At 73.9% G+C, this 22,131-nt stretch carries 18 protein-coding genes; 6 read left to right on the top strand and 12 right to left on the bottom strand.

Annotated elements, in window-relative coordinates:
- Nucleotides 1-63 precede the first annotated feature (63 nt).
- The gene (locus AB0910_RS20090; protein WP_366745946.1) at nucleotides 64-873 is read right to left on the bottom strand and encodes a methyltransferase domain-containing protein; all 810 of its coding nucleotides are present in this window, start codon (nucleotides 871-873) and stop codon (nucleotides 64-66) included.
- Nucleotides 874-932: 59 nt separating this feature from the next.
- Here AB0910_RS20090 and AB0910_RS20085 point away from each other — a divergent pair, with 59 nt between their 5' ends.
- Nucleotides 933-1,649 (top strand): GntR family transcriptional regulator, encoded by a 717-nt coding sequence (locus AB0910_RS20085; RefSeq protein ID WP_366745945.1) that lies wholly within the window; start codon nucleotides 933-935, stop codon nucleotides 1,647-1,649.
- 518 nt (nucleotides 1,650-2,167) lie between these two features.
- A complete protein-coding gene (locus AB0910_RS20080) occupies nucleotides 2,168-3,145 on the top strand; it encodes an NAD(P)H-quinone oxidoreductase (protein WP_366745944.1) in 978 nt (325 codons plus the stop codon).
- A gap of 86 nt (nucleotides 3,146-3,231) precedes the next feature.
- Here the strand turns inward: AB0910_RS20080 and AB0910_RS20075 are convergent, their stop codons facing one another.
- The 6 genes from AB0910_RS20075 to AB0910_RS20050 all read right to left on the bottom strand — a co-directional run bounded on the left by AB0910_RS20075 (nucleotide 3,232) and on the right by AB0910_RS20050 (nucleotide 10,752).
- Nucleotides 3,232-3,714 (bottom strand): bacterial proteasome activator family protein, encoded by a 483-nt coding sequence (locus AB0910_RS20075; protein ID WP_366746011.1) that lies wholly within the window; start codon nucleotides 3,712-3,714, stop codon nucleotides 3,232-3,234.
- Nucleotides 3,715-3,813: 99 nt separating this feature from the next.
- Entirely contained in the window at nucleotides 3,814-6,660 is a 2,847-nt protein-coding gene (locus AB0910_RS20070; protein ID WP_366745943.1) for an ABC transporter permease, read from the bottom strand.
- Nucleotides 6,657-7,439 (bottom strand): ABC transporter ATP-binding protein, encoded by a 783-nt coding sequence (locus AB0910_RS20065; RefSeq protein WP_366745942.1) that lies wholly within the window; start codon nucleotides 7,437-7,439, stop codon nucleotides 6,657-6,659. Before AB0910_RS20065 ends, AB0910_RS20070 begins: the two co-directional genes overlap by 4 nt.
- A 68-nt stretch (nucleotides 7,440-7,507) precedes the next feature.
- On the bottom strand, nucleotides 7,508-8,149 hold the full coding sequence (locus AB0910_RS20060; RefSeq protein ID WP_366745941.1) for a PadR family transcriptional regulator: 642 nt from the start codon (nucleotides 8,147-8,149) through the stop codon (nucleotides 7,508-7,510).
- A gap of 132 nt (nucleotides 8,150-8,281) precedes the next feature.
- Entirely contained in the window at nucleotides 8,282-8,782 is a 501-nt protein-coding gene (locus AB0910_RS20055; RefSeq protein ID WP_366745940.1) for a hypothetical protein, read from the bottom strand.
- A 332-nt stretch (nucleotides 8,783-9,114) separates the two neighbouring features.
- Nucleotides 9,115-10,752: a protein kinase gene (locus AB0910_RS20050; protein ID WP_366745939.1), complete on the bottom strand. Its 1,638-nt coding sequence runs from the start codon at nucleotides 10,750-10,752 to the stop codon at nucleotides 9,115-9,117.
- A 418-nt stretch (nucleotides 10,753-11,170) separates the two neighbouring features.
- Here AB0910_RS20050 and AB0910_RS20045 point away from each other — a divergent pair, with 418 nt between their 5' ends.
- Nucleotides 11,171-12,901 carry a protein kinase gene (locus AB0910_RS20045; RefSeq protein ID WP_366745938.1) on the top strand — a complete coding sequence of 577 codons (1,731 nt, stop codon included), beginning with the start codon at nucleotides 11,171-11,173 and terminating at the stop codon, nucleotides 12,899-12,901.
- A gap of 22 nt (nucleotides 12,902-12,923) precedes the next feature.
- Here AB0910_RS20045 and AB0910_RS20040 read toward each other — a convergent pair whose 3' ends face one another.
- The 3 genes from AB0910_RS20040 to AB0910_RS20030 all read right to left on the bottom strand — a co-directional run bounded on the left by AB0910_RS20040 (nucleotide 12,924) and on the right by AB0910_RS20030 (nucleotide 15,401).
- Nucleotides 12,924-13,904, bottom strand: coding sequence for a phosphotransferase (locus AB0910_RS20040; protein WP_366746010.1), 981 nt, complete (start codon nucleotides 13,902-13,904; stop codon nucleotides 12,924-12,926).
- Nucleotides 13,905-14,027: 123 nt separating this feature from the next.
- Nucleotides 14,028-14,507 carry a pyridoxamine 5'-phosphate oxidase family protein gene (locus tag AB0910_RS20035; protein ID WP_366745937.1) on the bottom strand — a complete coding sequence of 160 codons (480 nt, stop codon included), beginning with the start codon at nucleotides 14,505-14,507 and terminating at the stop codon, nucleotides 14,028-14,030.
- 234 nt (nucleotides 14,508-14,741) lie between these two features.
- On the bottom strand, nucleotides 14,742-15,401 hold the full coding sequence (locus AB0910_RS20030; protein WP_366745936.1) for a response regulator transcription factor: 660 nt from the start codon (nucleotides 15,399-15,401) through the stop codon (nucleotides 14,742-14,744).
- 351 nt (nucleotides 15,402-15,752) lie between these two features.
- Here AB0910_RS20030 and pdhA point away from each other — a divergent pair, with 351 nt between their 5' ends.
- The 3 genes from pdhA to AB0910_RS20015 are packed head-to-tail and all read left to right on the top strand — an operon-like array spanning nucleotide 15,753 to nucleotide 19,421.
- A complete protein-coding gene (pdhA, locus tag AB0910_RS20025; RefSeq protein ID WP_366745935.1) occupies nucleotides 15,753-17,057 on the top strand; it encodes a pyruvate dehydrogenase (acetyl-transferring) E1 component subunit alpha in 1,305 nt (434 codons plus the stop codon).
- Nucleotide 17,058: 1 nt separating this feature from the next.
- Nucleotides 17,059-18,039 carry an alpha-ketoacid dehydrogenase subunit beta gene (locus AB0910_RS20020; RefSeq protein WP_366745934.1) on the top strand — a complete coding sequence of 327 codons (981 nt, stop codon included), beginning with the start codon at nucleotides 17,059-17,061 and terminating at the stop codon, nucleotides 18,037-18,039.
- An 11-nt stretch (nucleotides 18,040-18,050) separates the two neighbouring features.
- The gene (locus AB0910_RS20015; protein WP_366745933.1) at nucleotides 18,051-19,421 is read left to right on the top strand and encodes a dihydrolipoamide acetyltransferase family protein; all 1,371 of its coding nucleotides are present in this window, start codon (nucleotides 18,051-18,053) and stop codon (nucleotides 19,419-19,421) included.
- A 296-nt stretch (nucleotides 19,422-19,717) separates the two neighbouring features.
- On the opposite strand, the gene AB0910_RS20010 is transcribed toward AB0910_RS20015, so the two are convergent.
- Entirely contained in the window at nucleotides 19,718-20,563 is an 846-nt protein-coding gene (locus AB0910_RS20010; protein ID WP_366745932.1) for an HAD family hydrolase, read from the bottom strand.
- Nucleotides 20,560-21,837: a serine--tRNA ligase gene (serS, locus tag AB0910_RS20005; RefSeq protein ID WP_366745931.1), complete on the bottom strand. Its 1,278-nt coding sequence runs from the start codon at nucleotides 21,835-21,837 to the stop codon at nucleotides 20,560-20,562. The genes AB0910_RS20010 and serS overlap by 4 nt, the downstream gene beginning before the upstream one ends.
- Nucleotides 21,838-22,131 lie beyond the last annotated feature (294 nt).

Here is a 22,131-nt window from a genome sequence, read left to right as displayed (position 1 = left end):
CTCAGGGTGCGGCCGGGCCGGTCAGCAACCGCCTGCGTTCCACGGCCCTTTTGTGTGTGCGGGTCACCCGGAAGCCCGTCCGACGGCCAAGAGGTGTGAGCTGCTCGCCAGAAGTTCCGGGTACGGCTCTGCCATCCTGGCGGCCGTCAGTACCGACTCGAAGAGCTCCTCGCTGGGGTCCGGCCCCGCATGCTGCTCCACCGCCTTCAGAAGGGACCAGGCCGGTCCCTCCACCCCGAAGACCTGCACCTCGACCAGTCCGGCTGCGCGCATTTCGTCTGCGAGCTCTTCGGCGCGGTGGAAATAGGCCAGGGTGAAGCCGCGCTTGCCGTCGTGGACGGCCGTGCGAAGGATCGTCGAAATGGACGCCTGCATCCGCTCGGTGTGCAGGTGGGCCAATGATGTGTGCTCGAAGAGCGACGAATAGCGGTTGATGGCGGCCGCCGCGACGAGCCCGCCGGGCCGCACGACGCGTCGTGCCTCGGCGAGCGCCCGGCGTCGGTCCGAAGGATCAGGGAGGTGGTACAGCGGTCCGAGCAGCTGCACGACGTCGAAGCTGGCATCCGCTGCCGGCAGGGCGCGAGCGTCGCCGACGGAGGCCGGACAGACGAGTGCCGCCTTGTCGACGTGCCGGGCAATGGGGTCGATCAGCTCGACCTTGTAGCCGTCCTCGACCAGCCATCGGGCATGGACACCGGGCCCGCCTCCCACATCCAGCACGCAGGCGGGGGCCGGCGGGAGGAAGCGCCGCATGATCTCCTGCGTGCGGATCAGTTCGAGGCGTCCGTCCGCCGACAGGCTCAGCCGGCCGTCCTCGTCGATGATCTCGGAGTAGAAGCGTTCGATCTCGGGCGCTAGCTCAGGGCTCTCCATGACCGCAGTATGGTGTGTACCGGTGGACCAGTCCAGCAGAGCGCCCTTCAAGAGGAGCCATGGCACTGCTCAAGTACGAAGAGATCGCGGAGTCCCTGCGCGCTCGCGTCGCCGCAGGGGAATTCGAGCCGGGAGACGTCGTTCCCTCGGGGCGGGACCTGGCGGAACAGTGGTCCGTGTCGCGAGCCACCGTCATCAAGGCGATGGACGTCCTGCGGAACGACGGCGTGGTGGAGGCCCGGCAAGGAACGGGTTTCGTCGTCACGCAAACGCCTGTCGCACGGCCCGCGGGAGGCCGGCGAGCCGGGTCGAGCCGCGTCACCGGTGGCATGCCGTTCCTCCGCGTGGGGACGCCCGACTGGGCCGTCCCGCCGACGCACGTCGCCGCGGTCCTGAAGCTGGATGAAGGGGCGGAGGCTCTGCGCCGGGTACGCGTCATGCAGCTTCCGGACGGCAGCGCGTACAGCTATGTGGTGGCCTGGTTCCCTCCGGATGTCGCCACTGCCGCCGCACGGCTCGCGCGCACTGCCCCGATCGAGGAGGGGACCACGCGCTACGTCCGTCGCACGACGGGCCGCTTCCCCGTGGAGGGGCTGGACGTGACGACGGTCCGCCTGGCGACGGACGAGGAGGGGCGGCACCTGGGCCTGGCTGGGCCCACCGCCGTGGCCGTGGTCCTCCACGCGGCGTACGACCGGGAGCGGCGGCCGCTTGTATGCGAGGAAGGCGTGACCCCCTCCGCGTACTACGAGCAGGCCGACACGTACGAGATGTAGCGCCCCGACGCCTTTGAGGCCGGACCGGTCCACTGGTCCGGGCCTTTTCTCCCCGCGCACCCGGGCATCCATCTGCGGATATCCCTGCCGCTCGACGTCAAGACGCCGCAGCGGGACTTGACTGGACCGGTCCACCGGTCCAGTCTCTTGGGTGTGGCAACAGCCCAAAGACGAGAACGCGCGTGCCGGCGGGCGGCAGCCACCCGGTACCGGTGAGGAAGACCGACATGGCAGCCCCCGAGTTGCATGCCCTGGTCGCGCCGCGCGTCGGCCCCGTGAGCCCGGTTGCGTGCTCCGTCTGCAGAGAGCTGAAAGTGCGCGTGACGAGTGTCAGGACGCCTGAGGAGCTGAGGCCGGTGTTTGCTGCGATGCTCACCCACAAAGAGTTCGGGCACCCCGACGATCCCCGTGGTCCCTGAGTCATCTCCTTCCCGACTCGGGGGCGGCGTCAACGTTCTGTGGGGGCGGGAGCTGGTGGGGCGTGGGTGGGGTCTGGGGGCGGGAGTAGCCTCACCGCCATGCATGCGATCACGATCCCGGAACCCGGTGGACCCGAAGCACTGGTGTGGTCGGAGGTGCCCGACCCTGTGCCCGGCGAGGGGGAGGTGGTGGTGGACGTCGTCGCGAGCGCCGTCAACCGCGCCGATGTGCTCCAGCGCCAGGGCTTCTACGACCCGCCGCCCGGCGCCTCCCCCTATCCGGGCCTGGAGTGCGCGGGCCGGATCTCGGCGGTCGGCCCCGGAGTGGCGGGGTGGGCCGTGGGCGACGAGGTGTGCGCGCTGCTGGGCGGCGGCGGATACGCGGAGAAGGTGGCGGTCCCCGTGGGCCAGCTGCTGCCCGTGCCCGCCGCGATGGAGCTGGTGGACGCGGCCGGGCTGCCCGAGGTGGTCGCCACGGTCTGGTCGAACGTCTTCATGATCGCCCATCTCCGGCCGGGCGAGACGCTGTTGGTGCACGGCGGCGCGAGCGGCATCGGCACGGCCGCGATCCAGATGGCCGCCTCGGCGGGAGCGCGGGTCGCGGTGACGGCGGGCGGCGCGGACAAGCTCACGCGCTGCCAGGAGCTGGGCGCCGAGATCCTGATCAACTACCGCGAGCAGGACTTCGTGGAGGAGATCAAGGCGGCGACGGACGGGCGCGGCGCGGACGTCATCCTCGACATCATGGGCGCCAAGTACCTGGAGCGGAACGTGGACGCGCTTGCCGTCAACGGCAGGCTCGCCGTGATCGGGATGCAGGGCGGCGTGAAGGGCGAGCTGAACCTCGGCGCGCTGCTGGCCAAGCGGGGCGCCATCACCGCGACCTCGCTGCGGGCCCGCCCGGCGAGCGAGAAGGCCACGATCGTCTCGGCCGTGCGCGAGCACGTGTGGCCGCTGGTCGTCTCGGGCGACCTGCGGCCGGTGATCGACCAGCGGCTCGCGATGTCGGACGCCGCCGAGGCGCACCGGGCACTCGACGCGGGCAGCCACGTGGGCAAGATCCTCCTCCTGACCTGAGCCCGCACGCCGCACGCCGAAAGGCCCCGGCCGGTGCCCCCTCGTGATCGAGGCGGCACCGGACGGGGCCGTCGGGCCCCCGGGGGCTAGAGGTACGGGCCCGAGCGGACCGCGCCGTGGCCCGGGGCGCCTTCGGCCTCGTCGTCGGGGACGGCGCCGGGCGGCAGCGCCCTGCGCATCTGCTCCAGCTGCGCCCTCGCCGCCATCTGCTGCGCGAACAGGGCGGTCTGGATCCCGTGGAACAGGCCTTCGAGCCAGCCGACGAGCTGGGCCTGGGCGATCCTCAGCTCCGCCTCCGACGGCACCGCCTCCTCCGTGAAGGGCAGCGAGAGCCGTTCGAGCTCCTCCACCAGCTCGGGCGCGAGACCGTCCTCCAGCTCCTTCACGGAACCGGCGTGGATCTCCTTGAGCCGCACCCGGCTCGCCTCGTCCAGAGGAGCAGCGCGTACCTCTTCGAGCAGCTGCTTGATCATGCTGCCGATCCGCATGACCTTCGCGGGCTGTTCGACCATCTCCGTCACCGGGCTCTCGCGCGGTGCGTCCTGCGCGTCACCGCCACCGAGAGCCATCCCGTCCTGCCCCACCACGAGAACGTGGGGGCTCTCCTGCGACCGTTCGTTGCTCGGCATCTCCATGTGCCCAGTGTCTCGCACGCCGAGCGGAGCCGGTCAGGTAGCCGCCCTTCTGGACAGGGAGCGCTGCGAGCGGGTGACCGCAGCCGCGAGGAGCGCGGCGCCGACGGGCACCGCCACGAGCAGCAGCGCGAGGGTCCCCCAGGGGACGACGATCGGCACGTGCGGCAGCGTCCCGTCGCCGAGGCCCTGCGCGAGGTCGCGTCGGTATCCGGCCAGTGCGGTGCGCCGCTCGGTCAGCCGCAGGCCGATCGACGGCAGCACGCCGGCGAGCGACCCGAGCACCACCCCCATCGCCGCGACCACCCCGCACTGGAACCCGCTGAGGGTCCTGCGCACCCGGTCGGGCGCGCCGACCGCGGCCAGCGTCTTCAGGTCGGCCTCCGCGTCGGTCTGTGCGAGGCCGGTGGCGATGCCCGCGGCGCCCAGGGTGATCAGCCCGGCGAACAGCCCGAGGGAGAGCAGCACGATGCCGTAGTGGCTGGTGTAGCCCTTCTCGATGTGCAGCGTGACCGAGCTGCCGAGGTCGGCGACGGCCGCGTCGGCGCGCTGCTGCTGTGCGCCGGTCGGCGGGGAACTCGTCGTGTAGTAGCCCCCGTACGGCACGGTGCCCAGGTGCGCGGCGCGCGCGGCCGCCGGGCTCATCAGCAGCTGCACGCCGTAGGTGGCCGGGTGCCCCGCGACCTCCGTGGCGGGCAGCCTGACCAGGGTGCTCTCCGGCGTCTCCCCCTTGTCGAGTGCCGCCTGCGTCTTCGCCATGTCGGCGTAGACCCGCAGGACGACCGTGGTGCCGCCGTCCGCGGAGAGGTTCCGCCGCGTCAGCGAGACGGCGCGCCCCGCGGCGAGCGCGTGCTCGGCCGCCGGGTCGCGGATGCCGAGGACCCGCAGCAGGTTCGCGTCGCCGACCAGGATGCCGCCCGCCACGTCGCTGCCCGCCTCGTCCTCGCACCGCGGGTCGGAGGCGTAGGCGCGGCGCTGCGCCGTGGTGAGCCGGACCTCGGGGGCGGATTCCCCGTAGGTCCACATCGGGCACCTGTGGGCCTTCGGCACGTCGATCTCGACGTGTCCGCAGCCGGGCTCGTAGGAGTACTCGTCGCACGACCTCGCGCCGATCTGGACGCGGTCGACGTCGGCGCGCAGCCGCACGGGCAGCGACTTCACCACGGCGGTGCGGGCCGCGGCCGCGTCCCGGCCGCCGCCCGAGCCGGTGAGGACGGAGACCGCGCCGTGGGGCAGGGCCGGCTGGTACGCGGCCCGCTCCTGGGCGTCGCTGCTCGCCGCGTACGTGGAGACGGCGACGGTGCCGGCGACCGCGGCGAGCACCGCCGCGACGGCGGGCGCCGTACGGCCCCGGTTGCGCACGGCGTCACGCAGCGCGAGCCGCGGCGACAGCGGCAGCAGGCGGCCGAGCCGGCCGAACAGGCCGACCAGCGCGGGCGTCAGCGCCACGCAGCCCAGTTCGGCGAGGGCGCTCCCGGCGACCACGACGGCGGGTTGGCTCGACACGGCGGAGCCGTACACCGCCACCGCGGCGCCGAGCGCCACGGCGGCCAGACCGAGCACCGGCAGGACCCGGCTGCTCCTGCGCACCCCGCGGCGGCCGGTGAGCGAGGAGAGGACCGTCTGCCGGGACGCGGTGACCGCGGGCACGATCGCCGCGAGCACCCCGGTGAGCACGGCGAGCCCCGCGATGGCCAGCAACTCGGCAGGGTGGACGGAGAAGTGGCCGAACCGCTGCCCGATGGCGCCTTCGAGCACCGGGCGCAGCGCGAAGGTGAGGGCGACGCCGGCGAGGGTGCCGACGACGGCCGAGGCCGCGCCGATCACCACGCCGCCGCCGAGGACGACGGCGCGGATGTGCCTGCGGTCGCCGCCGTTGGCGCCGACCAGGCCCAGCTGGCGGCGGGAGCGCCGCGCGCCTACCGCGAAGGCGGGCCCGGCCAGCAGGCAGATCTCCAGCATGGCGAGGCCGACCACGGTCACCAGGATCGAGGTCACGACCACCCCGTCGCCGCCGGAGGACGGGCTGTTGTGCCGGTAGTACGGCACGTCGGCGCGGGCGGGCGGGTGCAGCACCACGGCGCGGGAGAGCGCGGAGAAGCCGTGCGCGTTGGCGCCCCGCACCATGTTCCACGTGAAACCTCGCCCGCCCGGCACGCCGACCAGACGGGAGGTGTCCGGGGTGAACGGCGGCAGCCCCTTGGCCGCGAGCGCCGCGCGCAGCGGCGCAAGCAGGGCGCCGGGCCGCAGGTCGACCTGGTCGGCGCCGAGCGTGTCGGGCAGCTCGTACGAGCCGACGATGCGGTACTTCGTGCCCAGGTCGCGCGCGGTCAGCTCCGAGCCCACCCTGAGCCCACTGGCCTTCAGGAAGTGCGTGGTCGCCGCGACCTCGTGCGCCGTGGCGGGGAAGCGGCCGTCGACGGGCCGCAGGATGCCCTTGGCCAGCGGATCGTCCGCCGCCACCTCCCGTACCTCGGTGTCCAGGATGCCGTGCGTGGTCCGCAGGCTGACCCGTGCCGACGTGTCGGGGATCGTACGGGCCCCGGCGGGCAGCGCCTTCGCGAGGTCGCCCGCGCCCGAGGGCCACGCCCCGTCGCCGTAGTCCTTCGCCGTCGTGTAGGACTGGGCGTCCGCGGGGTCCTGGAGGACCGGGACGCCGCCCAGGTCGAGGTCCTTGACCCGGGCGTCGGCCCCGCCGATCTGCCGCGTCAGGGACTCGGCGGGCGAGAGCTGGGCGCTGCGCAGCGTCAGGTCGGCGGCGCTGACGCCGAGGATGGGCAGCGCGATCATCGCGAGGACCAGGAAGCTGCGGCCCTTGAAGCGCCACGCGTCGCGGCGGGCGATGCGCAGCGCCACGCGCCAGGAGCGGTACCAGGCCCTCACCGCTCGGCCACCCCGCCGCCCAGCAGGGACTCGGCCCCGGTGCGTGCGGTCTGGTCCACGACGGTGCCGTCCCGCAGGAAGACCACGCGGTCGGCCCAGGCGGCGAAGCGCGGCTCGTGGGTGACGAGGATGCCGGCGGCGCCCGCGTCGCACCGGGTGCGCAGCAGCGCGAGCACGGACTCGCCGGTCTCGGAGTCGAGGGCGCCGGTGGGCTCGTCGGCGAGGACGAGACGGCGGTCGCCTACGAGGGCGCGGGCGATGGCCACGCGCTGCTGCTGGCCGCCGGACATCTCGTCGGGGAACCGGTCGGCGTGCTGGTCGAGCCGCATCTCGGCGAGGGCCGCCCGGGCCTCGGCGCGTGCCGCGCGGGCGGAGACGCCGTCCAGCTCGCGGGGGAGTGCGATGTTCTCGACGGCGGTGAGCGCGGGCACCAGGTTGTAGTCCTGGAAGACGTAGCCGATGCTGCGGCGGCGCATGGCGGCGAGCCGCTTGCGGCTGATCGCGGTGAGGTCCGTGCCCTCCACGATCACCTGGCCCGACGTGGGGGTGTCGAGGCCGCCCGCGAGGCTGAGCAGGGTCGACTTGCCGGAGCCCGAGGGGCCCATCACGGCGACGAGTTCGCCGGGGAGCACGTCGAGGTCGACGCCGCGCAGGGCGTTCACCTCGGTGGCGCCCGCGCCGTGCACGCGGGTCAGCTCGACCAGGCGCAGGACGGGCTCTGCGGACGGGTGCCCGCCGGGCGCGGGCGGCGGGCCCGGCTGGGGTATGGCGTGGGGCATGGGGCGGTCTTCTCCTCGGGACAGGGGTGGCTGCGGGTGGGCGGGCCCGGCGGCGGGCCGGGGGCGGCTCAGGGCGCGGAGGGGCCACGGCGGGGGCGCGCCCGCGGTGCCGTCCCGGCGTCGGCCGCGTACGGGTCACGGGCGGCGGACGGGTGCCCCTCGGCCGGGGGCAGCGGCAGCGCGGAGAGCCGCACGAGGCGGGCCTCGCAGTGGTCGAGCCAGCGCGCCTCGGCCTCGGTCTGGAAGATGAGCTGTTCGAGCACGAGAAGCCAGGCGATCTCCTCGCGGGCCCGCGGCGGCGGCTCCAGGGCCTGCGCCTTCAGCCGTGTGTAGTCCTGCATGGCCTGGAGGGTGTGGTGGCGTTGGGCCTGGATGACCTCGCGGATGTCCACGCCGGGTGCGCCCACGGCCATCGCGAGCTTGATCGCGAGCTCGTCGCGCGGCGGGTTGGTCCGGTCGACCGGCCTGCGGAACCAGGAGGCCAGCTCGTCCCGGCCCGGTCCTGTGATCGTGTAGAGCGTGTGGCCGGCGTCGTCGGAACCCTCGTGGGCGACCATCCCGTCCCGTTCGAGGCGGTTGAGGGTCGTATAGACCTGCCCGACGTTGAGGGGCCAGGTGGCACCCGTGCGGCTCTCGAAGTCCGAGCGCAGCTGCGAGCCGTAGCGCGGGCCCTCTTCGAGCAGGGCAAGAAGCCCGTGGCGAATCGACATACTCAGTATGTATACCCGGTATGTTGGTGGCCGCAAGCGACTGTGGACGGACCTCCTGGGTCCCCCTCACGTCGTACGGGCGCGGTGAATGCGCAGGTCAGAGGCGTCGCGTGGGGGTGAGTGGGCGGGCCGTCACCTGCGGCGCAGGCGCAGCGCGAGGAAGGCGAGACCGAGGCCGAGCAGCATGATCCCGGCGCCGAGCGTCGCCACGGAGGGGCGCGGGGGCTCGTGCGTGCGCCCGGAGGCGACCCGGCGGTCGCCCGGCGGTCGCCCCGCGTCCTCCGCCGTGCCCGCCGTCGCCGAGCCGCTCTCCCGGGTGCCGGTGGCGCGCGGCGCGGTGGAGGTGCCGGTCCCGCCCCGCGTGGCGGAGGGGTGCGGCGCGGGGCTGCCGGTGGACGGCGGGTCGGAGAGCCGGGCGGGCGCCGGGCCGGACGGCGCGGGCCCGGACGGCTCCTGCGGCCGTCCCGGGCGCTCCCTGCCCTCGCCCGCCGGCCGCCCGGCGAGCCCCGAGCCGACGTGCGGCGAGGGCGGATCGCTGACCGGCGCGCCGGGGCCGTCGGCCCGCGCGGCGGGCGCGGCGAGCAGCAGCGAAGCGACGGCGAGAGCACAGGGGGTGCGCAGCCTCGGGATCACCGCCCCAGCGTCACACGCCGGAACAATCCCGGCATCCCCACCAAACCCACCCGAAGCACGCCGGCCGCTCTGAGCGCCCCACGGGCGACCGGCCCCCGCCACGCGCCCCCGGCAACGCAGCCCGCGCAGTCCCGGAGGGCGCCCCGGCCACGCAACCCCCAGCCGAACGGCCCCGGCAACGCAGCCCCCGGCCGAACAGTGCCGCCGCACGGCCCCGGCGGCGCCGGCCGCGCCGCCCCCGCCGAGCGGTTCCGGGCAGCGGCTCCAGCTGCGCGGCCCCCGCCACGCGCCTCCGGCAACGCGGCCCGCGCAGTCCCCGCCGCCGGAGGCGGTTATTCCGAGCGGCCTGTCGATACCTTCAGGTCGAAGACCTGGTCCTTCGGGTCGACCGGGTCGCCGGGGGCCGGGTACTGCTCCAGGATCTGGCCGTCCGCGAAGGCGCCGTTGTCGACGTCCGTCTCCTTCACCGACCAGCCGACCTTGTTCATGCACGCCTTCACCGAGCGGATGTCCTTGTAGCGGAAGTCCGGGGCGTCGACCTTCTTCGGGTCGTCGTAGTCCTTGTAGGCGTCCGTGCAGGCGTCGGCCTGCATGGTGCGGTTGGGGTCGGGCGGCCGGTAGCTCGCCGTGGACGGGCTCTCCTTGGCGGTGGGCGACGCGTGGTGGCCGGGGTCGCCGCCGCCCGACCGGATCGCGGCGACCGTCCCGCCGACCGCCGCGAGCACCACGACCGCGCCCACCACGATCAGCGGGGTGCGCCTGCGGCGCCCGCCCCCGCCCGCGGCGCCCCCGCCCTGCCCCGGCGCGATGGTGTACGGGGGCGGCGTGGGCGGCAGGCCGCCCTGCGGGTAGCCGTACCCCTGCGGCGGGGTGGCGGCCGGGGGGCCGGTCACGGGCCCCGGGCCCGAGCCGTAGGGCCCCGGCTGCCCGTAGGGCGCGGGAGTGCCGTAAGGGCCTGGTGCGTGGCCCGTCGCGGGCGGCGCGGGCTGGGCCTGGTCGACCGGAGGGAAGACGGCGGAGCCCACCCCCGAGCCGCTGGCCTGCGGCGGCGCGCCCTGCACGAGGGCAGGCGCGGCCGCCTGCCCTGCGGCCGGCATCACCCGCAGGCACTCCTCGCGCATCGCGGCGGCGCTGGGGAAGCGCTCGTTAGGGTTCTTCCGCAGGGCGCGCGCGACCAGCGCGTCGGCGCCGGGACCCACCGACCTGTTGATGCCGGAGGGGACCGGCGGCTCCTCCTGGACGTGCGCGTACGCGATCGCGAGCGGCGAGTCGGCGTCGAACGGCAGCCGGCCGGTGAGCAGTTGGAAGAGCATGATCCCGACCGAGTACAGGTCGGAGCGCGCGTCGACGCCCCGCCCGAGCGCCTGCTCGGGCGAGAGGTACTGCGGGGTGCCGACGACCATGCCGGTCTGCGTCATCGACGTGACGCCCGACTGCATGGCCCGCGCGATGCCGAAGTCCATGACCTTGACGACACCGCGGCGCGTGACCATCACATTGCCCGGCTTGATGTCCCGGTGGACGAGCCCCATCTCGTGGCTCGCGTCGAGCGCGGCGAGGACGTCGGCGGTGATCGTGAGGGCCTTCTGCGCCGGCATTGCCCCGTACTGCGCGATGTCGGCCTGGAGCACGGAGCCGAGCGGCTGCCCCTCCACGTACTCCATGACGATGTACGGCATCACGGTGCCGTCGCGCTCCTCCTCGCCGGTGTCGAAGACGGAGACGATGTTCGGGTGCGAGAGCTTCGCCACGGACTGGGCCTCGCGCCGGAAGCGCTCACGGAACGACTGCTCGCGGCCGAGCTCGGAGTGGAGTGTCTTGATCGCGACCTGCCGGTCGAGCGAGGCGTCGTGGGCGAGATGGACGGACGCCATGCCGCCCTGCCCGAGCAGCCCGCGCAGCTGGTACCGGCCGCCCGCCAGGGACGCCCCCACTTCACGGCCCCGTGCGCCGTCCCCGTCCTGGCTCATGGCTGTGCTTCCCCCTAGACGGCGGCGGCCGCCCCGGCCCCCGCGCGGTGCAGAACATTCCTGACAACACGGGCCCGGCGGCCGTCCACGCGACACCGTGCTCGCGGAAATCGGCCATCCGATCCCCTTATTACGGGCCAAGTCTGCCGGAGGGCACAGACACGTCAAGCGGGCATCCCCGTTCCGTGACCGTACGCACAGCAACCGTCTCGCAAGCGTTACACGGGCGGCCGGGAATGTGCCTCGCGCAGGCCGCAGCGGGTTGGATGGCCGGTCCGCCCGGGACAGGCGGGTCGCACGGACCCTGTAGCGTGACGGGCACACAGCCCCTTGGGACATTCTCCCTTCCACCACCCCCGTGATGCGCGCGGCGGACGACCCGTGGCGACCCGCGGACAGAAGACGACGGCGAGGACTGATGGCACCCGAATCCGGAGCAGGCGGCGGCGGAACGCCGGATGCTGGGGACTCCTGGGGCATCGGCGGGCTGGTCGGCGACGGCCGGTACCGCATGACCCACCGCCTCGGGCGCGGCGGCATGGCGGAGGTGTTCGCGGCCGAGGACGTACGGCTCGGCCGCACCGTGGCCGTCAAGCTGCTGCGCTCCGATCTGGCCGAGGACCCGGTGGCGAAGGCGCGCTTCACGCGCGAGGCGCAGTCGGTGGCCGGGCTCAACCACCACGCCGTCGTCGCGGTGTACGACTCGGGCGAGGACGTCGTGGGCGGCAGGACCGTCCCCTACATCGTGATGGAGCTCGTCGAGGGCCGCACCATCCGCGACCTGCTCCTCAACGCGGAGGCCCCGCCGCCGGAGCAGGCGCTGATCATCGTCTCCGGCGTCCTCGAAGCGCTCGCCTACTCGCACCAGCACGGCATCGTGCACCGCGACATCAAGCCCGCCAATGTGATCATCACGGACACCGGCGCCGTCAAGGTCATGGACTTCGGCATCGCCCGCGCCCTGCACGGCGCGCAGTCGACCATGACGCAGACCGGCATGGTCATGGGCACGCCGCAGTACCTCTCCCCCGAGCAGGCGCTCGGCAAGGCCGTCGACCACCGCAGCGACCTGTACGCGACCGGCTGCCTGCTGTACGAACTGCTCGCGCAGCGCCCGCCGTTCGTCGGTGAGACGCCGCTCTCCGTCGTCTACCAGCACGTCCAGGACACCCCGGTGCCGCCGTCCGAGATGACGGCGAACTGCCCGCCCGAACTGGACGGCCTGGTGATGCGGTCGCTGGCGAAGGACCCCGACGACCGCTTTCAGAGCGCGGAGGAGATGCGCGGGCTCGTCCAGTACGGCCTCCAGATGCTCCAGCAGCAGGGCGGCTGGACCGGCTCGTGGAACACCGGCGCGGTCGCCGCAGGCCCCGCCGCGACCGCCGCGCTCGGCGCGACAGGCGCGACGGCGGCGATGGGCCAGGGCGGCGGCTACGGGGCGTACGGCGACACGGCGCAGCGCCCGATGCTGCCGCCGCTCAACCCCAACGACGGCGGCTACTCAGGCTACGACGAGGGCGGCGCGGGCCGCTCACGCGGCCGCGGCAGGATGGCGCTGTTCGTGGCGCTCGCGCTCGTCGCGATCGTCGGCGGCGTGGCCTTCGCGCTGAGCAGCATGAACACGGGCACCAAGAAGCCCGACGACAAGAGCCCCGCGCCCACCGTCTCGCACTCGCGGACCACGGACTCGCCCTCCCCGGGGGACGAGGACACCGCGGGCGACGGCCAGTCGGACGAGTCCACGGACGGCGGCGAGCAGAACGGCTCCGGCTACACCTCGTCGGGCGACCAGCCCTACCCCTCGCAGACGGACGACGAGAGCCCGTCGGGCCGCCCCTCGCAGCCCAGCGACTCCGGCACGACGGGCGGCGGCTCCGGCGGCAGCTCGTCGGGCGGCACCTCGTCCCCGCCGTCCGGCGGCGACGGCGGCTCGTCCGACTCGGGCGGCTCGTCGAGCACCGGCGGAGGCTCCGGCTCGTCGGGCGGCGGCTCGGACGACGGCGGTACGGGCGACAACGGCGGTACGAACACGGGCGGCGGCTCGGGCACCGACGGCGGCGGGAACGGCGGCGGCGACACCGGCGGCGACGGCGCGGGCGGCACCACCCAGGGCGGCGCGCTGGGTGGCTCGCTCCCCAGCGGCGGCTGACGCGGCCGGCGGCGGGGCGCGGTCAGCAGGTGAAGGCCGCGCGGACCGCCTCGTACTCCTTCGTCCACCACACCGCGAGCGCGGAGACCGCGGCGAACTGCGGGTCGGCCCTGCGGTCGTGGCGCACGTAGCGCCAGCGCAGCGTCCAGAAGTCGTTGAGGCGCTCCCACCACACCCGGTGGACGGCGGCGGCGAGCTCGCGGGCGTCGGCGCCCGCCGCGCGCCGGTACGCGGTCGCGTAGGCGCGCACCTTGGGGAGTTCGAGCTCGCCCGTCGGGCCGACGAAGAAGATCGCGGCGGCCCGTACGGCCTCCTCGGCGCGCGGCTGGACCGCGAGCCGGTCCCAGTCGACGATCGCCGCGGGCTCGATGCCCCGGTAGAGCAGGTTCAGCGGGTGGAAGTCGCCGTGCACCCAGCCGGGCGCGGGCTCGGCGCCCGGCGGCGGCCTGCGGTGCGCGTGCCGTTCGAGCAGCGCGCGCCGCTCGGTGAGGCGGTAGGCGGCCAGCTCGTCGAAGGAGTCGCCCGGGCCCTGGCCGCGGGCGAGGGCGAGCAGCTCGGAGATCTCGCGCAGGGTCAGGGCCGGGTCCCGGCTCTCGTAGCGCGGGGCGGCGGCGCCCGCGGCCCCGGGGTCCATCACATGGTCGAGGCAGGTGTGGACGAGCCCGAGCAGCCCGCCGAGGTGCCGGGAGGCGCGGACGGTCAGCTGGGCGCCGTCCCGGTGCCTGCCGTCGACCCAGGGGTGCAGCGCGTAGCAGCGGCCGCCGACGACCGCCACGGTGGCGCCGTCCGCGCCCTCGACGGCGGGGGCGACGGGCACGCCGAGCTCCTGGAGGCGCCGGGTCGCGCGGTGCTGGCGGACGATCGCCTCGCGGTCGCCGTCGAGGTGGTGCTTGAGGAAGTACGTGCCGCGGGTCGTCGTGACCCGGTAGCCGCGGTTGAGCAGCCCCTGGGTGACCGGCTCGCAGGACAGGGCCTCGCCCGCGCTGCCGAAGTGCCGTAACAGGGCGCCGAGCGGGACGTCGGCGAGCGGGCCGGGGTCCTGCGGGGGGTCAGGGGCCCGGTCGTGGGCGGGGTCTGCGGGGCGTACGACGGCGGGCGGGGCGAGGACAGATGAGCGCTGCACTCGTCAGATGGTAGATGACGCTGCGTGTCGATCCGGTCGCGCAGTGGAGGCGGTGGGCGCAGCGGGTGCCCCGGTCCCGTGCCCGGGCAGCAGGTGGTGCACGGTGGTGAGTTCGGGCACGAGCCGCAGGTAGACGGGGTCGAACGGCTCGCCGTCCACGACGCCGCCCGCCTCCCCGAAGAGGGCCTCCTCTGCCTGGGGCGGCCGCACGATCGAGGCGGTCCCGATGCACTGCACGGACCACCGGTCGGAGTCGCCTGGCCGTGGCGCCAGGTCGTCCGCGCCGTACGCCACGACGGTGCCTGCGCAGGCGCGGTGGTAGCCGAGCCCCCGGTGCATGCGCAGCAGCAGCGCGTCCGGCAGGACGACATGGCGGGCGGGGGCGACGAACGGAAGGGCGCGCAGGGTCGCGGCGAGCTTTCCGTACGGTACGCGGGCCAGGAGGGCGGTCGCCTCGGCCGTCAGGGGTGCGTCGGTGGACATACCACGACTCTGCGTCACCGCCACGCCCCGGCGACAGAGCAGACCGCCCCCACATGAGGGGCCCTAGGTCCCGGTTGAACCGGGCCCCGGCGGAACCGCCCCGGTCGAACCGGTCCGAGCTGAACCGGGTCCCGGCGGAACCGCCCGGTCGAAGGGGGTCTCGGCGGAACCGTCCGATCGAACCGGGTCTCGGCGGACCCGCCCGGCCGGGATCCCGCCCGCGCCGTGGCGGCGTCAGCGCTTCTCCGCCTGGAGGCGCGCCACATACGCCGCCGCCTGGGAGCGCCGCTCCATGCCCAGCTTCGACAGCAGGCCGGAGACGTAGTTCTTGATGGTCTTCTCCGCGAGGTGCAGCCGCTCGCCGATCGCACGGTTGGTCAGGCCCTCGCCGATCAGGTCGAGGATCCTGCGCTCCTGGTCGGTCAGGTTCGCCAGTTTGTCGTCCGCCCGGGGGCCCGCGCCGCCCCGCAGCCGCTCGAGCACCCGGGCGGTCGCCACCGGGTCGAGCAGCGAGCGGCCCGCCGCGACGTCGCGCACCGCGGCGAGCAGCTCGCTGCCGCGGATCGCCTTGAGCACATAGCCGGAGGCCCCGGCCATGATCGCGTCGAACAGCGCCTCGTCGTCCGCGAACGACGTCAGCATCAGGCACTTGATGTTCTCGTCGCGCGACCTGATCTCCCGGCACACCTCGACCCCGCTGCCGTCCGGCAGCCGCACGTCGAGCACCGCCACGTCCGGATGGGTCGCCGGCACCCGCACCAGCGCGTCGGCGGCCGTGCCCGCCTCGCCCACGACCTCGATGTCCTCCTCGACGGACAGCAGCTCGTGCACCCCCCGCCGGACGACCTCGTGATCATCCAGCAGGAAAACGGTAATTTTGTCAGTTTTATCCATTTCTCCCACAGTCGCAGTGTCACACATCCACCCCTTCCGCGCCGCCGAGGGCCCGGGATAACGTGCCGTTGTCCCGGCGGCCTGCGAGGCTGTTGCCGAAGCCCTGACCAGCGGCTGTGCCCCCGTCCCGCCGATTTACTTGGAAATCCAAGGAAAATCGCAGGTCAAGCGGGGTTTCACAGTCACGCTGCACTCTGGGTAACGTGCCTTTTCGAAGGTGCTCGCCGGGGCACCTGTCACGTCCGGGGCCTTCGCGTTCCCGCACACACCCCGTGCGGCCGGAGGAACCGGGCGGAACCGCACTGGTACCCGGCAGATCCCGGGTGGCCGGACAGACGGAGGGACACGCACGTGACCGTGGAGAGCACCACCGCGCGGAAACCGCGAGGCGCCGACAAGGCGCCGAGCGCCTCGGCGAGCGCGAAGACGCCCCGGGCGACCGGAGCGGCGAAGACGGCGAAGACCGGCAGGTCGGGCGGCCAGGGCAGGACCGCGGCGCGCGGCACCGGCCGCACCCGCGCCACCGCGGCCCGCAAGGACGCGAACCCCGCGGAGCGCCCCGACGACGACCTCGTCCAGCTGCTCAGCCCCGAGGGTGAACGCGTCGCCCGTCCGGACTACGACGGCTACGTCGCCGACCTGACGCCCGAGTCGCTGCGCGGCCTCTACCGCGACATGGTGCTCACCCGCCGCTTCGACGGCGAGGCCACCCAGCTCCAGCGCCAGGGCGAGCTCGGCCTGTGGGCCTCCCTGCTCGGCCAGGAGGCCGCCCAGATCGGCTCGGGCCGCGCGCTGCGCGACGACGACTACGTCTTCCCGACCTACCGCGAGCACGGCGTCGCCTGGTGCCGCGGTGTCGACCCGGTGAACCTGCTGGGGATGTTCCGCGGCGTCAACAACGGCGGCTGGGACCCCAACAGCAACAACTTCCACCTGTACACGATCGTCATCGGCTCGCAGACCCTGCACGCCACCGGCTACGCCATGGGCGTCGCCATGGACGGCACGGACTCCTCCGTCATCGCGTACTTCGGCGACGGCGCGTCCAGCCAGGGCGACGTGGCCGAGTCCTTCACCTTCTCCGCCGTCTACAACGCGCCGGTCGTCTTCTTCTGCCAGAACAACCAGTGGGCCATCTCCGAGCCCACGGAGCGCCAGACCCGCGTCCCGCTCTACCAGCGCGCCCGCGGCTACGGCTTCCCCGGCGTGCGCGTCGACGGCAACGACGTGCTCGCCTGCCTCGCCGTCACCCGCGCCGCCCTTGAGCACACCCGCGGCGGCGCGGGCCCGATGCTGGTCGAGGCGTTCACGTACCGCATGGGCGCCCACACCACCTCCGACGACCCGACGAAGTACCGCTCCGAGGAGGAGCGGGAGGCGTGGGCCGCGAAGGACCCGATCCTGCGGCTGCGCCGCCACCTGGAGCGCGAGGGGCACGCGGACGAGGCGTTCTTCGCCGCACTCGAAGAGGAGAGCGAGGCGCTCGGCCGGCGCGTGCGCGACGCCGTGCGCTCGATGCCCGACCCGGACCCGATGGCGGTCTTCGACCACGTCTACGCGGACGGCAGCGCCCAGGTGGACGAGGAGCGCAGGGAGTTCGCCGCGTACCAGGCGTCGTTCGACGACGCCCCGGCCCACGCCGAGGGAGGCAACTGACATGAGCGCCCGCAAGCTCCCCCTCGCCAAGGCGGTCAACGAGTCGCTGCGCACGGCTCTGGAGAACGACCCGAAGGTCCTCGTCATGGGCGAGGACGTCGGCAAGCTCGGCGGCGTCTTCCGCGTCACCGACGGCCTCCAGAAGGACTTCGGCGAGAAGCGGGTCATCGACACCCCGCTCGCCGAGTCCGGCATCGTCGGCACGGCGATCGGCCTCGCGCTGCGCGGCTACCGGCCCGTGGTGGAGATCCAGTTCGACGGATTCGTCTTCCCCGCGTACGACCAGATCGTCACGCAGCTCGCGAAGATGCACGCCCGCTCGCTCGGCACGGTGAAGATGCCGATCGTCGTGCGGATCCCGTACGGCGGCGGCATCGGCGCCGTCGAGCACCACAGCGAGTCCCCCGAGGCGCTGTTCGCGCACGTCGCCGGGTTGAAGGTCGTCTCCCCCTCGAACGCCTCCGACGCGTACTGGATGATGCAGCAGGCCATCCAGACCGACGACCCGGTGATCTTCTTCGAGCCGAAGCGCCGCTACTGGGACAAGGGCGAGGTCGACACCGACGCGATCCCCGCGCCGCTGCACGGCGCGAAGGTGGTGCGCCCCGGCGAGCACCTGACGCTCGCCGCGTACGGCCCGATGGTGAAGGTCTGCCTCGAGGCGGCCGACGCCGCGGCGGAGGAGGGCAAGTCGCTCGAGGTCGTGGACCTGCGGTCGATGTCGCCCATCGACTTCGACACCCTGCAGGCGTCGGTCGAGCGCACCCGGCACCTCGTCGTGGTGCACGAGGCGCCCGTCTTCTACGGTTCGGGCGCGGAGATCGCCGCCCGGATCACGGAGCGGTGCTTCTACCACCTGGAGGCGCCGGTGCTGCGCGTCGGCGGCTTCCACGCGCCGTACCCGCCGGCCCGCATCGAGGACGAGTACCTGCCCGGCCTCGACCGGGTGCTCGACTCCGTCGACCGCTCGCTGGCGTACTGAGGAGCCGCACCATGACGACTGACATGTCCGCCGCCCCCGCGCGCGAGTTCAAGATGCCCGACGTCGGCGAGGGGCTCACCGAGGCGGAGATCCTCAAGTGGTACGTGCAGCCCGGCGACACCGTCACGGACGGCCAGGTGGTCTGCGAGGTGGAGACGGCCAAGGCGGCCGTCGAGCTGCCGATCCCCTACGACGGCGTCGTACGCGAGCTGCGGTTCGAGGAGGGCGCGACCGTCGACGTCGGCGTCCCGATCATCACGGTCGACGCGCCGGGCGCCGCGCCCGCGGAGCCCGCGCAGGAGACCGGGGCGGAGGACGCGGAGCAGACGGCCGCGCCCGCGCGCACCCCCGTCCTGGTCGGCTACGGCGTCGCCGAGTCCTCCACCAAGCGCCGCCCGCGGCGGGGCGGCCCGGGGGTACCCGGCCAGTCCGCGCCCGCGGCGCCCGAGCCCGCGCCCCGCGCCGAGCCGGCGCCCGCCGCCGACCGGCCGCTGGCCAAGCCGCCGGTGCGCAAGCTGGCGAAGGACCTCGGCGTGGACCTGGCGGCGATCGCGCCGAGCGGGCCCGACGGGGTCATCACCCGCGAGGACGTGCACGCGGCGGCCCCGGCGGCCGCACAGCCGCAAACGCCCGTCAACGGCACCGCGGCCGCGCGGCCGCAGCCGGAGCAGCAGCCCGGCGCGCGCGAGACCCGCACCCCCGTCAAGGGCGTGCGGAAGGCCACCGCGGCCGCCATGGTGGGCAGCGCCTTCACCGCGCCGCACGTCACGGAGTTCGTCACGGTCGACGTGACGCGCACCGTGAAGCTGGTCGAGGAGCTGAAGGCGGACCCGGAACTCGCGGGCCTGCGGGTCGGCCCGCTGCTGCTGATCGCGCGGGCGCTGCTCGTCGCGATCCGCCGCCACCCCGCCGTCAACGCCGCGTGGGACGAGGCGAACCAGGAGATCGTCACCAAGCACTATGTGAACCTGGGCATCGCGGCGGCCACCCCGCGCGGCCTGATCGTGCCGAACATCAAGGACGCGCAGGACAAGACGCTGCCCGAGCTGGCGGCGGCGCTCGCCGAGCTGGTGTCCACCGCGCGCGAGGGCCGTACGGCGCCCGGCGCGATGCAGGGCGGCACGGTCACGATCACCAACGTCGGCGTCTTCGGCGTCGACACCGGCACGCCCATCCTCAATCCGGGCGAGGCGGCGATCCTCGCGGTGGGCACGATCAAGCCCCAGCCGTGGGTCCACAAGGGCAAGGTCAAGCCGCGTCAGGTCACCACGCTCGCGCTCTCCTTCGACCACCGCCTGGTCGACGGCGAACTCGGCTCCCGGGTCCTCGCGGACGTCGCCGCGATCCTCGAACAGCCGAAGCGTCTGATCACCTGGGCCTGAAGGACCGGCGCGCGCACGGCCCCCGCCCCCTGACCTGCGAGCCGGGTCCCGCGAGGGGACGGGGGCCGTCCGCGTGCCCCGGGCGCAGCGCCGTCGAAATCCGGTGGCGGCCCGGCGGACCGGGTCAGCACACTCGTCCCTGCGGGGGCGTGCCGCAGCCGGGCGGCACGGCGCGCACCGCCAGGAGGGGGCGGCCGCTTCGAGCGCGCGCAGGCGCGGGCCGCTCCCTCGCCCAGCTCCTCGGGGCCGAGCGCCTTGCTCCCTGCGGCCGAGCGCCCAGCCGCTCCCGGCCCGGCTCAGGCCGCGGGGGCGAGCAGGCGCTCCAGCACGAGCGCGATGCCGTCGTCCTCGTTGGACGCGGTGACCTCGTCGGCGGCGGCGAGCAGCTCGGGGTGGGCGTTGGCCATCGCGACGCCGTGCCCGGCCCAGGCGAACATCGGCAGGTCGTTGGGCATGTCCCCGAAGGCGATGGTGTCCCTGGCCGCGAGGCCGAGGCGCCGGACAGCGAGCGAGAGGCCGCGCGCCTTGGTCAGGCCCACCGGCACCAGCTCCACCGTGCCGGGGCCCGCCATCACCACGTCCGTGAGACCGGCGACCACCGGGCGGGCCGCCGCGACCAGGGCGTCGTCGTCGAGCTGCGGGTGCTGCAAGTAGACCTTGTTGACGGGCGCCGTCCAGAACGCGTCCGCCTCGGTGACCACGGCGGCCCGGTCGGACGTGCTGCCGCCCAGCGCGTAGCGCTCGTCGGTCAGCACCCGCCCTTCGGTGCCGTCCTGGCTGACGGCGAGCGCGAGCGGGCCGAGCTCGGCCTCGATCTTGGCGACCGCCAGCCGTGCGACCTGCCGGTCGAGCGTCAACGAGGTGAGCAGCCTGCGCTCGCCCGCGTGGTAGAGCTGCGAGCCCTGCCCGCACACGGCGAGGCCCTCGTAGGACAGGTCGGCGAGCACGCCCCTGGCCCACGGCACGGACCTGCCGGTGACGACGATGTGCGCGGCCCCGGCCGCCGCCGTGGCGCCGAGCGCCGCGCGCGTACGGTCCGAGACCGTGCCGTCGCCGCGCAGCAGCGTCCCGTCCAGGTCGGTCGCGACGAGCCGGTACGGGAAGCCCGCGGCGCCCGCGGTGTGGCGCACGTCCGCGCTCACTTGGCGACCGGCTCCAGCAGCTCGCGGCCGCCCAGGTAGGGGCGCAGCACCTCGGGCACCCACACCGAGCCGTCGGGCTGCTGGTGGTTCTCGAGGAGCGCCACGATGGTGCGGGTGACCGCGCACAGCGTGCCGTTGAGCGTGGCGAGCGGCCTGACCTGCTTGCCGTCGCGCATGCGCACGGAGAGCCTGCGCGCCTGGAAGCCGTCGCAGTTGGAGGTGGAGGTCAGCTCGCGGTACTTGCCCTGGGTGGGGATCCACGCCTCGCAGTCGTACTTGCGGGACGCCGAGGCGCCCAGGTCGCCCGAGGCCACGTCGATCACCTGGAAGGGCAGGCCGAGGCCGAGCAGCCACTCCTTCTCCCACTCCAGCAGCCGCAGGTGCTCCGCCTGGGCGTCCTCGGGCGCCACGTACGAGAACATCTCGACCTTCTCGAACTGGTGGACGCGGAAGATGCCCCGGGTGTCCTTCCCGTACGTGCCGGCCTCGCGGCGGAAGCACGAGGAGTAGCCCGCGTACCGCAGCGGCAGCCGGTCGGCCTCGATGATCTCGTCCATGTGGTACGCGGCGAGCGGCACCTCGGACGTGCCCACCAGGTAGGCGTCGTCCTGCTCCAGGTGGTACACGTCGGCGGCGGCCTGGCCGAGGAAGCCGGTGCCCTCCATGGCCTGCGGGCGCACCAGCGCGGGCGTGATCATCGGGGTGAACCCGGCGGCGGTGGCCTGCGCGACCGCCGCGTTGACCAGGGCGAGCTCCAGCAGCGCGCCGACGCCCCTGAGGTAGTAGAAGCGCGAGCCCGACACCTTCGCGCCGCGCTCCATGTCGATCGCGCCGAGCGCCTCGCCGAGCTCCAGGTGGTCCTTGGGCTCGAAGCCCTCGGCGCCGAAGTCGCGGATCGTGCCGTGCGTCTCCAGGACGACGAAGTCCTCCTCGCCGCCGACCGGGACGTCCTCGTGCACGACGTTGCCGAGCTGGAGGAGGAGCTTCCGCGCCTCTTCGTCGGCCTCGTGCTGCGCGGCGTCCGCGGCCTTCACATCGGCCTTCAGCCGCTCCGCGCGCGCCAGCAGCTCCGCCTTCTCCTCGGGGGACGCCTTCGGGATCAGCTTGCCGAGCGACTTCTGCTCGGAGCGCAGTTCGTCGAAGCGGACGCCGGACGACCTGCGGCGCTCGTCGGCGGAGAGCAGGGCGTCGACGAGGCCGACGTCCTCTCCACGGGCGCGCTGGGAGGCGCGGACACGGTCGGGGTCCTCACGGAGCAGGCGAAGGTCAATCACCCGGCCAAGGCTACCGGTGCGCGCGCCCGTGGCTCACCCCGTATCCGCGGCGTATCCATGGCGCAGGACCGCCAGGTGATTGTTCCTCTTTGCCCTAATTGGCGTTATTGGGGCAATTGGCAATAATGCCGGAATGTGATCACGGGTGGGTCCGGTGGAACCGGGCCGGGGAGAGCGCCGCCCATTGCGTCGGCCTTACTCCTGCGCCATGTCAACCGGCCACCCGGAATTCCCCGGCAGGAGGTGTGCGCGCCACCTCACCTTGACTCACATCCCTTGCATGGAGCGGTACTT

The sequence above is a fragment of the Streptomyces sp. NPDC047002 genome, assembly GCF_040704505.1.
Lineage (GTDB): Bacteria > Actinomycetota > Actinomycetes > Streptomycetales > Streptomycetaceae > Streptomyces.
Note: the sequence above shows the minus strand (reverse complement) of the source record. Positions and strands in the feature narration are given on the sequence as shown.

Bases quoted from the DNA above. Each gene is read 5' to 3' on its own strand.
- AB0910_RS20090 (WP_366745946.1), bottom strand. From the start codon at position 873: ATGGAGAGCCCTGAGCTAGCGCCCGAGATCGAACGCTTCTACTCCGAG.
- AB0910_RS20085 (WP_366745945.1), top strand. From the start codon at position 933: ATGGCACTGCTCAAGTACGAAGAGATCGCGGAGTCCCTGCGCGCTCGC.
- AB0910_RS20080 (WP_366745944.1), top strand. From the start codon at position 2,168: ATGCATGCGATCACGATCCCGGAACCCGGTGGACCCGAAGCACTGGTG.
- AB0910_RS20075 (WP_366746011.1), bottom strand. From the start codon at position 3,714: ATGGCTCTCGGTGGCGGTGACGCGCAGGACGCACCGCGCGAGAGCCCG.
- AB0910_RS20065 (WP_366745942.1), bottom strand. From the start codon at position 7,439: ATGCCCCACGCCATACCCCAGCCGGGCCCGCCGCCCGCGCCCGGCGGG.
- AB0910_RS20060 (WP_366745941.1), bottom strand. From the start codon at position 8,149: ATGTCGATTCGCCACGGGCTTCTTGCCCTGCTCGAAGAGGGCCCGCGC.
- AB0910_RS20050 (WP_366745939.1), bottom strand. From the start codon at position 10,752: ATGAGCCAGGACGGGGACGGCGCACGGGGCCGTGAAGTGGGGGCGTCC.
- AB0910_RS20045 (WP_366745938.1), top strand. From the start codon at position 11,171: ATGGCACCCGAATCCGGAGCAGGCGGCGGCGGAACGCCGGATGCTGGG.
- AB0910_RS20035 (WP_366745937.1), bottom strand. From the start codon at position 14,507: ATGTCCACCGACGCACCCCTGACGGCCGAGGCGACCGCCCTCCTGGCC.
- AB0910_RS20030 (WP_366745936.1), bottom strand. From the start codon at position 15,401: ATGGATAAAACTGACAAAATTACCGTTTTCCTGCTGGATGATCACGAG.
- AB0910_RS20020 (WP_366745934.1), top strand. From the start codon at position 17,059: ATGAGCGCCCGCAAGCTCCCCCTCGCCAAGGCGGTCAACGAGTCGCTG.
- AB0910_RS20015 (WP_366745933.1), top strand. From the start codon at position 18,051: ATGACGACTGACATGTCCGCCGCCCCCGCGCGCGAGTTCAAGATGCCC.